The 14,892-nt window shown below is 45.5% G+C and carries 9 protein-coding genes; all 9 read left to right on the top strand.

The window, feature by feature from the left end:
* Positions 1 to 230: 230 nt before the first annotated feature.
* The 9 genes from AC1XUE_RS12950 (at position 231) to AC1XUE_RS12910 (ending at position 14,845) form a co-directional block, all read left to right on the top strand.
* Positions 231 to 1,223 carry a FecR family protein gene (locus AC1XUE_RS12950; RefSeq protein WP_483356399.1) on the top strand — a complete coding sequence of 331 codons (993 nt, stop codon included), beginning with the start codon at positions 231 to 233 and terminating at the stop codon, positions 1,221 to 1,223.
* A 147-nt stretch (positions 1,224 to 1,370) separates the two neighbouring features.
* On the top strand, positions 1,371 to 4,892 hold the full coding sequence (locus AC1XUE_RS12945; protein WP_483356398.1) for a SusC/RagA family TonB-linked outer membrane protein: 3,522 nt from the start codon (positions 1,371 to 1,373) through the stop codon (positions 4,890 to 4,892).
* A gap of 25 nt (positions 4,893 to 4,917) precedes the next feature.
* The gene (locus AC1XUE_RS12940) at positions 4,918 to 6,384 is read left to right on the top strand and encodes a RagB/SusD family nutrient uptake outer membrane protein (protein ID WP_483356397.1); all 1,467 of its coding nucleotides are present in this window, start codon (positions 4,918 to 4,920) and stop codon (positions 6,382 to 6,384) included.
* A gap of 263 nt (positions 6,385 to 6,647) precedes the next feature.
* Positions 6,648 to 8,216, top strand: a complete 1,569-nt coding sequence (locus AC1XUE_RS12935) for an amidohydrolase (RefSeq protein WP_483357990.1) — start codon at positions 6,648 to 6,650, stop codon at positions 8,214 to 8,216.
* 57 nt (positions 8,217 to 8,273) lie between these two features.
* Positions 8,274 to 9,941 (top strand): amidohydrolase, encoded by a 1,668-nt coding sequence (locus tag AC1XUE_RS12930; protein WP_483356396.1) that lies wholly within the window; start codon positions 8,274 to 8,276, stop codon positions 9,939 to 9,941.
* A 9-nt stretch (positions 9,942 to 9,950) separates the two neighbouring features.
* Positions 9,951 to 10,595, top strand: coding sequence for an ABC transporter ATP-binding protein (locus AC1XUE_RS12925; protein ID WP_483356395.1), 645 nt, complete (start codon positions 9,951 to 9,953; stop codon positions 10,593 to 10,595).
* On the top strand, positions 10,582 to 11,760 hold the full coding sequence (locus AC1XUE_RS12920) for an ABC transporter permease (protein WP_483356394.1): 1,179 nt from the start codon (positions 10,582 to 10,584) through the stop codon (positions 11,758 to 11,760). The genes AC1XUE_RS12925 and AC1XUE_RS12920 overlap by 14 nt, the downstream gene beginning before the upstream one ends.
* A 6-nt stretch (positions 11,761 to 11,766) precedes the next feature.
* Positions 11,767 to 12,213: a hypothetical protein gene (locus AC1XUE_RS12915; protein ID WP_483356393.1), complete on the top strand. Its 447-nt coding sequence runs from the start codon at positions 11,767 to 11,769 to the stop codon at positions 12,211 to 12,213.
* An 82-nt stretch (positions 12,214 to 12,295) separates the two neighbouring features.
* Positions 12,296 to 14,845 carry a zinc-dependent metalloprotease gene (locus tag AC1XUE_RS12910; RefSeq protein WP_483356392.1) on the top strand — a complete coding sequence of 850 codons (2,550 nt, stop codon included), beginning with the start codon at positions 12,296 to 12,298 and terminating at the stop codon, positions 14,843 to 14,845.
* Positions 14,846 to 14,892: the final 47 nt, after the last annotated feature.

The following is a 14,892-nucleotide window of genomic DNA, read 5'->3' as shown; positions in this document are numbered from 1 at the left end:
TAACCTACATATGTCTTAATATTTAATATTAATATTCTAATTTAACTTGATTTTGTATATTAGGTTAATTTTAGTTTATTGTATACATTAATATCTGTTTATCAATATATTGATTAAGATTATACTCTCCTGTCGATTGGGTTTGTGAAAAATATAAATTTACTTTTTTTTATATTTAGGGGTACCCTCTTTTCGAAGCTTTACGTCTTACTACAGTAAATCCCTGCTACATGGAAGAGAAGCAATTCTTGGAAGTTCTTGTGAAGAGGTACATCAGCAATAAACTGGGCCAGGAGGAGATGGAAGCTTTTTTTCATTTACTGAAACAGGGGAAGCTTGATGAGATTCTTAACAGACAGCTCGAAGAGGCAAAGTGCGACAGAGAGCTGAAAGTAATTAAACATATGCCGGAGTGTGTTTTCGGTATAAGGGTCAATACTTTACGAGTAGCAGCAAGTCTGCTGATGATCATAGGCATAGGTATTTTTGCAATTATGAACAGATCCAGGCTGCATCAATTTGTTTACGAGACTAGTTTGGTAAGGGTTTACACAGGAAAGAATCAAAAAAAGAAGATCAGGCTATCCGATGGATCTCTGTTGTGGCTGAATGAATCAACTGCGGTAAAATATCCGGCCCGTTTCGACCCGGATGAAAGAAGGGTAATATTGGTGGAAGGAGAGGTATATTTTGATATCAAAAAAGATGAAAAGCGTCCGTTTGTGGTTTCGGCGGCAGGAACAACGACAAAGGTTCTAGGTACAGCCTTCAACATCCGATCTTATAGTCATTTGCAAAATATACAGGTTACCGTTACCAGGGGTAAGGTGGCTGTTGAAAAGCCGGCGTGTGAAAATATGAGGAAGGTTACAAAGGTTTTACTTCCTGATGAGCAGGTCAGTGTTAACTTGAAAACCAGGGAAATAAAAAAGGTAGCAGTAAACAGTGCCAATTCAGTAGCATGGACAGCTGGTAGATTGCTTTTTGACAATGAATCGCTCGAACATATTCTGGCAGTGATTGAAAACAAGTTTGATGTAAGTGTGATACTTACTGATGAAAGTATCAAATATTACAGGACATCAGCAGAGTTTGTTTCCACCGACTCACTCGACCATATACTGGAATTACTCAGTATGGCCAACAGTCTGACTTATAAGATTGAAAATAGAAGGGTAACAATAAGTAAAAAGAAGAAATCAATTAATAAGGTGCCTATGTAGAAGACAATACAAAAAATAAACCGGCGAACAGAAGTCCGCCGGAATGCTTGGATAGACAGATCAGAACGTAACGCCAATCACCAACTGACCAGCTATCAAATGTTTGAATTAATGTTTTAACGACTAACCCAAAACACATTCAAAGGTATGAAAAATTGTACCAGTAGTTTACTGTCCATTACTAAATGGACACTCAAATTCTCCTGTTTCCTTGTTTTACTGGTTGTTACAGCGCATTCCGGATTGCAGGCGGGACCATCACGCTCACAGAGCCTTCAGGAGGTGACAATTGATCTTACGCTGAAAGACAAAAGTCTTAAAGATGCGCTCGGGGTTATTAATAAAAAGACAGGTTTTCGTTTTGTCTACAATGAAGATCTGATTGCACCTTACAGGGTCAATATCAATGCCAGCAAAAAGCGCGTCGACGAGGTGCTCGACGAAATGCTGAGCCCTACCAAACTTGCTTACCGGGAACAAAAGGGCACTGTTGTTATCATTGAGAAGGAGACCAAAATGACTGGCCTGCTTAGGACAGAACTACCCTCTGCAGAATCAAAGATGGCCGATAAGGAAATTTCGGGTATAATTACAGACTCGGAAAACGGGGACGCGTTACCGGGTGTGTCGGTACTGATCAAAGGAACAACGACGGGGACTATCACCGATATGGAGGGGAAGTACAGCCTGAAAGTTTCGGACAAAGGAACTCAGGTGCTTGTGTTTTCCTATGTAGGGTATGTCGCGCAGGAAATTACAGTGGGTAGCCAGACTGCCCTGAACATCAAATTGGCAGCAAGTACACGTCAGTTGAGTGAATTGATGGTCGTGGGATATGGCACGATGTCGAAGGAGGAATTTACGGGTTCGGCGGCGCGTGTTTCAGGAGAGAAGCTCAAAGATATGCCCGTTCAGAGTTTTGACCAGGGTTTAGCAGGACGCGCAACCGGAGTAAGCATAGGTCAGCCAAATGGTGTTTTGAACAACGCGCCGGTAATCAGAATCCGTGGGATTAACTCAATTTCATTAAGCTCGTATCCGCTTATTGTTGTGGATGGCATTCCTATCAATACCGGCGATGTTTCTGCCAACTCAACTGTTGCCAATAACCCGCTTGGTGATATTAATCCGGCTGATATCGAATCAATTGACGTATTGAAAGATGCGGCTTCTACTTCTATTTATGGTTCAAGGGCTGCTGCAGGTGTATTGTTGATCACTACCAAAAGCGGTAAAACAGGAAAAGCAAAGGTTACTTATGAAGGCTGGGCTGGCGCCACAAGAGCTACCCGTCTGCCAACGATGCTGGACGCGGAACAGTTTATGACCATTAAAAATGAGGCAGTTATGAATGCCAAAATTTTAGGTGGAAATGCCAACAATGATGCCGTCGCCTCTGCACTGTTTTTTCCTACGTACAATGAAGACGGCTCGATTGTGAACACCAACTGGTACGATAAAGTATATCAGACAGGCTTTTCGCAAAATCACAGCGTAAGCATTTCGGGTGGTTCAGAATCTACGAAGTACTATTTTTCGAGTAACTACAGCAATCAGAGCGGGATTCTTAAAACCAATGAATTCACCAGAAAAGCTGCCCGTTTTAATGTGGATCATAAGCTGAATTCATGGTTGTCGTTTTCGAGTAATATCAATTACAATACCAGTCTGAACTCTTCACCCAATACGGGATCTCTGTCAGGTAATGCTTTTGGTTTGGTAGGTTCGGCTCGTCTGGCGTGGCTTTCTGCACCCAACGTGTATGCGGTGAATCCCGACGGTTCCTATAATTTGAGTAATTCCAATACGATGGGCATGGGCAATAATAATGTTGCCAGCAACTTCTACAACCCGATTCCCCTTCTGGATCTGAACAAGTACACCTCTGAAAATGATCGTATCATTGCCAATTTCGGAGCTACAGTAAAGATTGTGAAAGGTCTTCAATACAAATTTAACTATGCCATGGACCGTCTCAAAGTAGAGAATGTGGCATTTAATAGTCCTGTACACGGTCCCGGTTTTTCAACCAACGGAAGTGCAACCAACAGCAGCAGGCTGATCAATAACCTGAACTGGACAAGCACGCTGAACTATCAGACCTCGTTTGCTACGAAACATAATGTTTCTCTTCTGGCCGGTTATGACATTCAGAAATTTAACACCTCAGGTTGGGGAGCTACCCGTACGCAGTTGTCTGATCCTTTCTTCAATGAGATTCAGGGAAGCTACGGGCAGATTGCGCCAACCGCCAATGTGTTGACGCAATCTGCACTTGTGTCGTTTTTCTCCCGTTTTACCTATGATTTCGACAAGCGCTACTTCTTTACTTTGAACTACCGTCGCGATGGAAATTCAGCTTTGGGTAGCGGTAAAAAATATGGGAATTTTGGTGGTGTTTCCGGTGGCTGGACATTATCTGAGGAAGATTTTTACAAATCTTCTGCACTCGCCAATATCATGAGCAGTGTGAAAATACGCGCTAGCTGGGGTCGTGTAGGAAATTCCGGGGTGAGTCCTTTCGGCTCACTGGCCCTATATGAATCATCTCTTTACGCAGCTGTTCCGACCTGGAATTTTAGCCAGGGCGGAAATCCTGATCTGGGCTGGGAAACAAGTAACCAGACAAACATTGGAGCGGATCTGAGTTTTCTCAATGACCGTATTCAACTGGAGGCAACCTATTACGCAAACAGTGTGAACGGTTTGATTCTGAACGTGCCACAATCTCCTTCCAAAGGGATTCCCGGAGACGCGATTCTGATGAACATCGGTAGCATGTACAACCGCGGTCTTGAACTGGGTATCAATGCCAGCATTATCCGCCGAGGTAAGTTTAGCTGGAACACGAGCATCAACTATACCAAAAATAAAAATAAGGTTACTGAGCTCTACGGAGCAGGTACCGAACTTGTTGGAACCACATCTACCGCTGCCGAAGCAACCAATATCACGCGTGTAGGCTATTCTGTGGGTAGTTTGTATGGAGCGAAAACAGATGGAGTAAATCCTGAAAACGGTCAGCGCGTATTTATCAACGGTGCTGGCGACAGGGTTCAGTACAGTCACGTTGTACCATCAGGAGGTAGCCGCTGGACTTACCTTGACGGTACGGCAGCACCTGCTATCGGGGTGAATGATTACTACCTGCTGGGTAACGCGCTGCCAACGTATTATGGTGGGTTTATCAATACCATCAAGTATGGAAACTTTGATCTGGGCGTCAATTTCACTTACTCCGGCGGTAACATGGTCATGAACGGAACGAAAGGTACCTGGCGCGACCAGCGTTTCTGGAATAATACTACCGAGGTGCTTGAACGCTGGACAACGCCAGGTCAGGTGACGAATATCCCGCGCGTGGTGTATGGTGATTTGCTTTCCAACGGTTCATCATGGCCTATTTCTGAAAATGCTGAAAAAGGCGATTTCCTGAGATTACAGTCTGTTTCTCTGGGATACAAAGTGCCAACGCCTGCCCTAAGCAAAATCGGGATCAGTTCTGTAAGGCTCTATACACAGGTATTCAACGCATTTATCCTGACTAAATACACAGGTACGGATCCTGAAATTTCAGTAAATGGTAATTCCAATACTACCCCTGGTGTTGACAAAAACTCAATTCCGCAGGGGCGTACAATTACATTCGGTTTGAATCTCGGATTCTGATATCCTCAAAAACTTATTTATGATTATGAAACAGATCAATGTTAATCCGATAAGAACATTTGCACTTAAGCTGGCGGTAGCGGTACTTCCGTTAGGCCCAGCTCTGGTTTCCTGTAATGAAAAAGAGCTTCTGAACCCGGTACCTGATACTTCTCTGCAGGATGCCTTCCTGTTTGACACACCTGAGCGGGTTCTTGGGCAGGTCAATGGGATGTACGCGGCTTTGAAAAATGGTAGTTTTCTGGGAGGAAGGTATCTGATGCTGGCAGATATCCGCGGAGAGGAGTTTATTAACCGTACTCAGAACGTGTTTACCGGCTATGATGCCTGGAGTCATACTGTAACTTCAGGTTCTAATGATGCCTCGTCTGCCTGGGGTACGGCGTATACAGCGATTAATGCTGCGAACCTGATCATTGATGGACTGGCTGAACATCCCGATGCGGTTCCCGCAGCCACTGCTGCACAGTATCTTGCGGAAGCCAAATTTGTGAGGGCCATTGGTTATTTCAATCTGATCACGCGTTACGGACAACCTTTCACCAAAGATCAGGGAGCATCTCCGGGTATACCGCTTCGTCTGAGGGGAGAAAAAACGCCAGCTAACAATGATCTTGCCAGAAGTACTGTGGCGCAGGTATATGCGCAGATTCTTGCTGATCTGGAAGCAGCTGAGACGGACCTGCCATTGAACTATTCAACTGCGCTGTTGAACACGACAAGAGCTCATAAAAACTCTGCTATCGCACTCAAAACAAGAGTCTACCTGAATATGGGTAATTATGCCAAAGTGGTGGAAGAGTCTAAAAAGATTGTGTCCGATACGGCGCCATTCACGGCAGCAACCGGCGTGAGGCATGCATTACAGGCCAGTATCGCTCCTGTATTTACTACAAACTTCACAACTGTTGAGTCGATCTTCTCTATGCCAATGACTGCGTTGAACCTGATCAGCGGTCAAAATTCTTTGGCATACATCTATAACCAGAACGTGGAGTATAACCTGAATCCGTCCGGAATTTTGGGTGATGCTACATGGCGGGCCACTGATACAAGAAGAACAGAGTTCGTCAGGGTTTCGGGAACGCTTAGTTACCTGAAAAAATACAATCAGACCAATCCGACGCTGGATTATGTACCATTGATCAGATACGCCGAGGTATTGCTCAACTACGCTGAAGCTGCGGCCAAAACGGGCGACCTGCAAAAGGCCACGGCACTTTTGAACGCAGTCAGAAAACGGTCTGATGCGACATACGAATTCCCGGCAAGTGCAACAGCAACAGCGGATGCCCTGGTAAAAACCATTCTGATCGAAAGAAGGATAGAGCTTTTGGGAGAAGGTTTCAGGTCGAATGATCTTACAAGAAATCTGCTAACGATTCCTGCCAAGGGAAGTGGTGGTCTTTCGGCTCCATCAATAGCTCCCACACAACCGGAGTACATTTTCCCGATTCCTAATTCTGAGCTTTCTACCAATAAGCTTTTGTAAAGTAGTTGGTAAGCGCCGTTGGAAAGGCAATGGGGAAGTCAATAGTTGAGAGTGTACGTGATTAAACCGGCATTTTCGCTTCCCCGTTAGCTGTTTTCGCAGATGATTGAGTACAATCTGATAACTGATTTTAAACCTTTAATCTGTTCTTCATGAAAAGGAATTTACGTGGCATTGCTCACTACAAACATATTTTGTCCAAAGGGATTTGTCTGGCAGGTACCCTGGCGTTTTTGTCGACTAGTGCGGAAGCACAAACAAAAATGACCCCGGCAAAAATTGATGCACTCAAAACGGAGCTCACCAAAGAAATTGACAAGAACCAGAAGTTCTCTCAGGAAATGGTGGATATGATATTCAGTTTCGGAGAGCTTGGTTTCCAGGAAGTAGAAACATCAAAATACCTGACAGATATTTTAAAGAAAAATGGTTTTACGATCGAATACGGTATCTCAGGCGTGCCTACTGCGTGGACTGCAAAATGGGGGTCGGGTAAGCCGGTAATAGCAGTAGGCAGTGATATTGACTGCATTCCCAAAGCGTCCCAAAAGCCCGGCGTTGCCTACCACGATCCTATTGTGGCAGGCGCACCGGGACATGGCGAAGGACATAATTCTGGTCAGCCGCTGAACGTGACTGCCGTACTGGCTTTGAAAAAAGTAATGGAGCGGGAGAAAATTCCCGGTACGATCATGCTATGGCCGGGAGTTGCAGAAGAGCAGCTGGCTACCAAAGCTTACTATGTCCGTGATGGTTATTTCAAAGATGTGGACGCTTGTATTTTTACACACGTAGGTAACAATCTGGGTACTTCGTATGGAGATGGCGGTATGGTAGGGATGATCTCGGTGCGCTATGATTTTGAAGGACAGGCATCGCATGCCGGCGGAGCTCCCTGGAGAGGGAAAAGTGCTCTGGATGCCGTGGAGCTGATGAACATTGGCTGGAACTATCACCGTGAGCACATGGAGCCAACGCAACGTTCGCATTATGTTATTACCGACGGCGGTGACCAACCTAATGTGGTTCCTTCCAAAGCTTCGGTTTGGTATTATTTCCGTGAACGCAGCTACCCAAAAATCATGCAGATGTTTGAAGATGGGAAACGGATCGCGGAAGCGGCTGCCAAGATGACGAAGACAACGATGAAATACGAAGTACTGGGAAGTGCATGGCCGGGACATATGAACCAGCCTATTGCCGAAGCCATGTATGAAAATATCAAGATGGTGGGTTTACCCAAATGGAGCGAGGAAGATCAGAAACTGGCCAAAGCTTTGCAAAAAGAAATGCAAAGCCCGACAGAGCCGGGTAAAGGTTTTGATGGTTTGAGTACATCGCTCAGTCAATTGAGAAAGCCTGCTACTACACCTTCAGCAGGTGGTGGTGGCTCGGATGATATCGCTGATATTTCCTGGAACATACCGACCATCGTATTGAACTATCCATCCAATATTCCCGGCTTGCCTGGTCACCACTGGGCCAATGCGATTGCGATGGCTACACCTATTGCGCACAAGGGAGTAACGGCCGGCGCGAAAGCTGAAGCACTCACTTTGCTGGATATGTTTGTGAAGCCTGAAATTGTAAAAAATGCCTGGACTTACTTCAACGATGTGCAGACCAAAGACACGAAGTATACACCTCTGATCTCAAAAACGGATAAGCCGGCGATCCATCTCAATAAAAAAATCATGGAAGAGTTCAGGCCTGAGATGAAGAAGTATTATTACGATCCATCCAAATACGCGACTTATCTGGAGCAACTCGGTATTAAATATCCTACCGTGCGGGAGGATAAAGCAGGCACCACAACCGGCGGTGGTAATTAGTGGAGTTTAAGGCAAGATTAATCCAGCTTTTTAAAAGCCAAAAATACTTTTAGGATCATGAAGAAAAATAACTTTTCAATTGCTGTTTTTCGGCGATATGCAGCTGCCTGTATTATTGGAGCAGCCGTGTCGTTGCCTTCGCAGGTAGCGGCACAAAAGAAGATGACACCGGCTAAAATCGATGCGCTGAAAACCGAATTGGCCAAAGAAATAGATGCCAGTCAAAAGGCCACTCAGGAGATGGTGGATATGGTTTTCAGCTTTGGAGAATTGGGCTTTCAGGAATACGAAACTTCCAAATACCTGACTGACATTCTGCGTAAAAATGGTTTTACGATTGAAATGGGTATTGCTGGCATTCCTACTGCCTGGACGGCTAAATGGGGAACAGGTAAACCAATCATCGCAGTTGGCAGCGATATTGACTGTATTCCGAAAGCCTCTCAGAAACCAGGTGTCGCCTATCATGATCCGATCGTTGAAGGTGCTCCGGGACATGGCGAAGGACACAATTCAGGTCAACCGTTAAATATCACTGCTGTACTGGCACTGAAAAAAATCATGGAACGGGAAAAACTTCCGGGTACGATTATGGTCTGGCCTGGTGTGGCCGAAGAGCAGTTGGGAACCAAAGCTTATTACGTTCGCGACGGATTCTTCAAGGATGTGGACGCCTGCATTTTTACGCACGTGGGTAACAATATGTCAGTTTCCTATGGCGATGGCGGAGGAAATGGAATGGTCTCGGCGCGATTCAATTTTGAAGGACAGGCTTCTCACGCAGGTGCTGCACCATGGCGTGGAAAAAGTGCGTTGGATGCGGTTGAGCTGATGAACATTGGCTGGAACTATCACCGCGAACATATGCAAACTACCCAACGATCTCACTATGTAATCACAGACGGTGGTGATCAGCCTAATGTGGTGCCGTCCAAAGCTTCTGTTTGGTATTATTTCCGGGAAAGAACGTATCCCAAAATCGTAGAGATGTACAACGACGGCATCCGGATTGCAGAAGCAGCAGGGGAGATGACGGGTGCTAAAATGACCTACGAAGTATTGGGTAGCGCCTGGCCGGGACATTTCAACAAACCACTGGCTGAAACGATGTATGAAAACATCAAGGCGGTAGGTCTGCCGAAATGGTCGGAGGCGGATCAGACTCTGGCAAAAGCAGCGCAGAAAGAAATGCGGAATCCTGAAGGTGATTCACTGCTTTCCACCAAAGGGTTGGCAACGACATTGAGCCCTTTGGCAAAACCTACGGCCACTGCCTCTTCGGGTGGGGGTGGATCCGACGACATTGCCGATATATCCTGGAATGTTCCAACCATTACACTTCGATTCCCTGCCAACATCCCCGGTCTGCCGGGCCACCATTGGGCGAATGCAATCGCGATGGCGACTCCGATTGCACATAAAGGCGTAACGGCAGCTGCAAAAGTACAGGCGATGACTTTGCTGGATTTGTTTGTAAAGCCAGATGTGATCAAAAGTGCCTGGACGTATTTCAATGATGTACAGACCAAGGATACCAAGTACACTGCTTTGATCTCAAAAACGGACAAGCCCGCCATATATCTGAATGAAAAAATCATGAATGAGTTTAGACCGGAAATGAAAAAGTATTATTACGATCCGTCGAAATACGGCACCTATCTGGAGCAACTCGGTATCAAGTATCCGACCATAAGAGAAGAAAAATCGTCAGGCACCGGTAAGTAATTAGTTAAAATGGTGGATGTTAAAGCAGTTTCTCATCAATATACAGGTGCCGAAAGAATTACTTTTGGCGACCTGTGTATTAGTGCGGGACAGAAATGGTTGTTAACGGGTGAATCCGGAAGTGGGAAGTCGACGTTCCTGCATATTCTGACAGGTATTCTCAAACCTTCCTCAGGCAAGATAAGGATTGATGATATTGATATTTATGCACTTTCATCAAGAGCGCTGGACTGTTTTCGGGGAAGAAACATCGGATTGGTTTTCCAGAAAACCCATTTAATTAAGAGTCTGACAATTCAGGAAAATCTGTTATTGGCGCAATCCTTTGCTGAACTCCCGAAAAGTGAATCTGAAGTAAATCAGATTCTTGCAGAATTGGGTATTGATGAGAAGCGAAACAACTATCCGCATCAGCTCAGTCAGGGACAGTTGCAGCGGGCTTCCATAGCACGTGCACTGGTCAATAAACCAAGGTTGCTGGTAGCCGACGAGCCCACATCCAGTTTGGATAACAAGAATACAGACATTGTGCTGAAACTGCTGCTTGATTTATCGGATTCTTTACGTACAACGCTACTTGTATCCACACATGATGACCGCATAAAGACGGCATTTACTAATGTTTATAACCTGACTGTGAATGACGCCCATTGAAATCAGCTGGAAGAATCTGCGTGCCAATAAGCTCACATTTTTTTTGAATGTAATGCTGATTTCTTTTGGCATCGGCATACTTACGTTGCTCTTGTTGGGGACTACACAGGTCAGTGAAAAGTTGCGCAGGAATGCCAGCGGAATAGATTTAGTGGTAGGTGCAAAAGGCAGTCCGCTACAATTGATTTTAAGTAGCATTTACTTTGTTGATTTTCCAACAGGGAATATTCCTTTGGAACAGGCGGAACAGCTGGCACGGAATCCCATGGTGAGTCGTGCCGTTCCGTTGGCTTTGGGAGATAATTATCAAGGATTTCGTATTGTAGGTACGGATACAAGTTTTATAAATCTACATAGCTTGCAACTTGCAAGTGGAAAGTTTTGGTCTGATGACTTCGAGGTGGTTGTAGGTGCAGAGGTAGCCCGGATAGGGAAGTTGAAAATAGGGGATAAGCTGTATGGTTCACATGGTTTAAGCTCAGCCCAGGACATACATGGAGACCACGCTTACATTTTAAAAGGTGTTCTTATACCAACAGGAAGCAGCGTTGATAATCTGGTGCTGACCGGCATGGAAAGTGTCTGGAAAATGCATGGAAGTGAAGACGAAGAGCACCATCAGGAAAAGGAGATAACATCGCTACTAATACAATACCGTTCGAGAATGGCCATGGTTTTACTACCGGCAATGATCAGTAAATCAACATCCATGCAGGCGGCCTCTCCGGCAAAGGAGAGTGTACGTCTGTTTTCACTGATTGGTATTGGTGTTGATACACTGCAATGGTTCGCCGTGGGAATCATGCTGATGGCAGGATTGAGTGTTTTTGTGAGTCTGTATAACTCTATGCGGGAAAGAAAATACGACTTAGCATTGATGCGTGTAATGGGAGCTTCCGCAGTAAAATTGTTTTGCATCATTATTCTCGAAGGAATGATGCTTACTTCCCTGGGTGCTGTCATAGGCTTAGGACTCGGACATGCAGGTATGCAGCTCATTGGTCATTTTCAGGAATCTGCGCAGGCCAGACTTACGGGCTGGATGCTGATACCACAAGAATTTTATCTGGTTGTGGGCAGTACATTGATCGGATTTCTTGCCGCGGTATTTCCGGCTATACAGGCCTACAGAACCGATATTTCATCAATTATTTCAAAAAGTTAGATTACCATGTTCAAAAAATATATTCTGTTTTTACTGATGGTTTTTAGTGGGATGACTTATTCTGTAGCTCAACCTCCCACACACATCCCTTTAATGAATGGAACGTGGAAAATGATTGCTGAAAGAACGTATAAGAAGAACAAGGATTACAAGATGGTACCTGCCTTTCCACCTAAATTGCAGTCTATGCAAAATAAGGTTGTTGAGTTGCCTGGATATATCATTCCGATCAATGCAGATCTGAATCATAAAGAATTTATGTTGGCCGTGGTGCCCATGGATCAGTGTCCCTACTGTGGGCAGGGCGATATTCCATCCATGGTGGAAGTGAACATGTCCAAAGAAATGACCTATACCGATAAGCCTGTAAAAATCAGAGGGAAATTGTTATTAAATCAATCCGGAGACTACCGTTCAGAGGTTTTTTTACTGAATGCAGAGCTGGTAAAGTAATAGAAACAAAGTATAAAGTGGTGTGCGCTCATTCATCACACCGATCAATTTTGCTCAATCATATCATCTCAAATATTTAATTATGAAGTTGAACTACAATATGCTGGCGCTTATGCTGGCAGCAGGGGGCGTCGCTCACGCACAAGCACCCGGCACCGCACCCGCCGCTAGATCACAGGCAGCACCTGCTGCGTCCATCTCGGCCGCTACACAGGGAATGAAAAAGCATGAGGGCTATTTCAATTTTTATTACGATGAAAAAACAGGGAAAATCTTCCTCGAGATAGATAAGCTGGATAAAGAGTTTCTTTATTTTTCTTCCCTTTCGGAAGGGGTTGGTAATGGAGGTCCTGAGCGGGGCCAGGCATCTTCAGCTATCGCAAAATTCATCAAAGTGGGTCCGAAGATTTTGCTGGTTCAGCCAGTTAATAATTACCGTGCTATTACCGACAATAAGGATGAGATCAAGGCAGTCGACAATGCTTTTGCCAAATCCGTCATCTTCGGTTTTTCTCCGACGGCTGTAGAAGGCGAAAAAATGCTGATTGATCTTACGCCGTTTATCATTCGTGACAGTCAGAATATTGCAGCGCGACTTGGTATCCGCAGAGTAAGCGGACCGGTAAGCGTGCAGCCGTCTGCGGCCGGAGGGGGTGGCAGTTATAGAATGGATGAATCCCGCTCGGTAGTATTTATGGAAAACACGAAGAATTTTCCTAAAAACACAGAGTTTGAAGCCATGATCACGTTCACGGGTGGAGCGCCAAATATGGGTCGTTTCGGAGGAGGTGGTGGTAGTCTGGCTCCGGATCCGAGTGCGGTCACAATCAATATGCATCAGTCGTTTGTAGAGCTTCCCGAAGCAGGCTTTCAAACCAGAAAGTTTGATCCGAGATCGGCTTTCGGACTTTTTAGCTATATGGATTTTTCGGCACCTATGAATGAGCCTACGGTCAAAAGATTCATCAGAAGACACCGTCTGTTCAAAAAGGATCCTAATGCCAAAGTGAGTGAACCGGTCACACCGATTGTGTATTACGTCGATCGCGGAGCTCCGGCTCCTATCAAAAAAGCGCTGATCGAAGGTGGAGCCTATTGGAATGAAGCATTCACGGCAGCAGGCTATAAAAATGCATTTATTTGCAAGGAACTTCCTGAGGGAGTGGATCCGATGGACATTCGTTACAATGTTGTAAACTGGATAAACCGTACCGGTAGTCCCCGTGGATTCTCTTCTGGTGCTTCCTACATTGATCCAAGAACGGGCGAGATTATTAAAGGTGTGGTAACGCTTGGTTCTGATCGTCACCGTCAGGATTTTCTGATCGCAGAAGGCTTACTGCAACCCTACGAAGATGGTAACCCCGCATCCAAAGCCATGGAGGAGCTAGCCCTGGCGCGGGTGAGACAGTTGTCAGCACATGAGATTGGTCATACGCTGGGCTTTGCACACAACTTCGCAGCAAGCCCCAAAGATCGCGCGTCGGTGATGGATTACCCATTTCCGAAGTTTTCGCTGAAATCTGACGGCACCGTGGATATTTCCGATTCATATGCGAAAGGAATAGGCAGCTGGGACATCAGAGCAGTGATATGGGGGTATACCGAATTTCCAAAGGGTGCCAATGAGGAAGCCGGACTGGAGAAAATCATGCAGGAAACTTTGAAACAAGGTCATATTTTCATTCCGGACATTGGAGGGAATACGCACCCGACTTCTCATCAGTGGGATGATGGTTCCAATCCGATCGATCAGATGACCAATATCATGACCGTCAGGCGAAAGGTGCTGGATAATTTCTCCGAGAAAGCGATACAGAAAGGTGAGCCAATGTCTACGATTGAAGAGGTACTGGTACCGATTTATCTGTTGCATCGTTACCAGATTGAAGCCGTGGCGAAGTCGGTAGGAGGATTGTATTTTACCCACGCTGTTAAAAATGACGGTCAGGTAATAACACGTATGGTTGAGCCAAAAGAGCAGTGGAGAGCGCTGGAATCGCTGTTGAGCACCATTACTCCTGATGCACTAGCTCTTCCGGAAGGTTTGATTCAAAAGATACCACCACGACCATCGGGTTATCCGGCTGGCCTTGAAACGTTCGACAGACATACCGGTCCTACATTCGACCCTATTGCCGCTGCCGAATCTGCCGCCGGCACTACACTGTCTTATCTTCTGGATCCAGAACGTGCAGCCCGGCTTGTCGAATACAATGCGCGGGACAGCAAGCAGCCCGGCCTGATGCCTGTAATTGATAAACTTTTTGAAAGCACCTGGAAATCATCTGCTGCAACAGGTTATAAAGGAGAATTGCAGACATTGGTTAACAATCTGTCGTTGAAATACCTGCTTACACTCGCAGCAAATACCAAAGCGCCTGAAAATGTACGCGGCGAGGCTCTTTTGAAAGTAGATGAATTGGGCGAATGGATGAAAGGGAAGGTCGCTTCGGCTCCGGCCAAGCAGAAAGCAAACATGATGTTCGGTCTGACGCAGATTGAAGAATTTCACAGAAATCCGGATAAATTCCAGCCATCGTCTGTCACATCAATGCCTCCTGGAGCACCGATTATGGGACATATGGATTTCCTCAGATGCTCAGAGGGACATCAGGAATTTGAATATTGATAAAGCGCTTACTATACCTTAACCCCGGCAATTATGCCGGGGTTATT

Source organism: Dyadobacter sp. HNCC25DJ187 (assembly GCF_056895255.1).
Note: the sequence above shows the minus strand (reverse complement) of the source record. Positions and strands in the feature narration are given on the sequence as shown.

Coding starts and splice junctions, on each gene's coding strand:
- AC1XUE_RS12950 (WP_483356399.1), top strand. CDS start 231: ATGGAAGAGAAGCAATTCTTGGAAGTTCTTGTGAAGAGGTACATCAGC.
- AC1XUE_RS12945 (WP_483356398.1), top strand. CDS start 1,371: ATGAAAAATTGTACCAGTAGTTTACTGTCCATTACTAAATGGACACTC.
- AC1XUE_RS12940 (WP_483356397.1), top strand. CDS start 4,918: ATGAAACAGATCAATGTTAATCCGATAAGAACATTTGCACTTAAGCTG.
- AC1XUE_RS12935 (WP_483357990.1), top strand. CDS start 6,648: ATGACCCCGGCAAAAATTGATGCACTCAAAACGGAGCTCACCAAAGAA.
- AC1XUE_RS12930 (WP_483356396.1), top strand. CDS start 8,274: ATGAAGAAAAATAACTTTTCAATTGCTGTTTTTCGGCGATATGCAGCT.
- AC1XUE_RS12925 (WP_483356395.1), top strand. CDS start 9,951: ATGGTGGATGTTAAAGCAGTTTCTCATCAATATACAGGTGCCGAAAGA.
- AC1XUE_RS12920 (WP_483356394.1), top strand. CDS start 10,582: ATGACGCCCATTGAAATCAGCTGGAAGAATCTGCGTGCCAATAAGCTC.
- AC1XUE_RS12915 (WP_483356393.1), top strand. CDS start 11,767: ATGTTCAAAAAATATATTCTGTTTTTACTGATGGTTTTTAGTGGGATG.
- AC1XUE_RS12910 (WP_483356392.1), top strand. CDS start 12,296: ATGAAGTTGAACTACAATATGCTGGCGCTTATGCTGGCAGCAGGGGGC.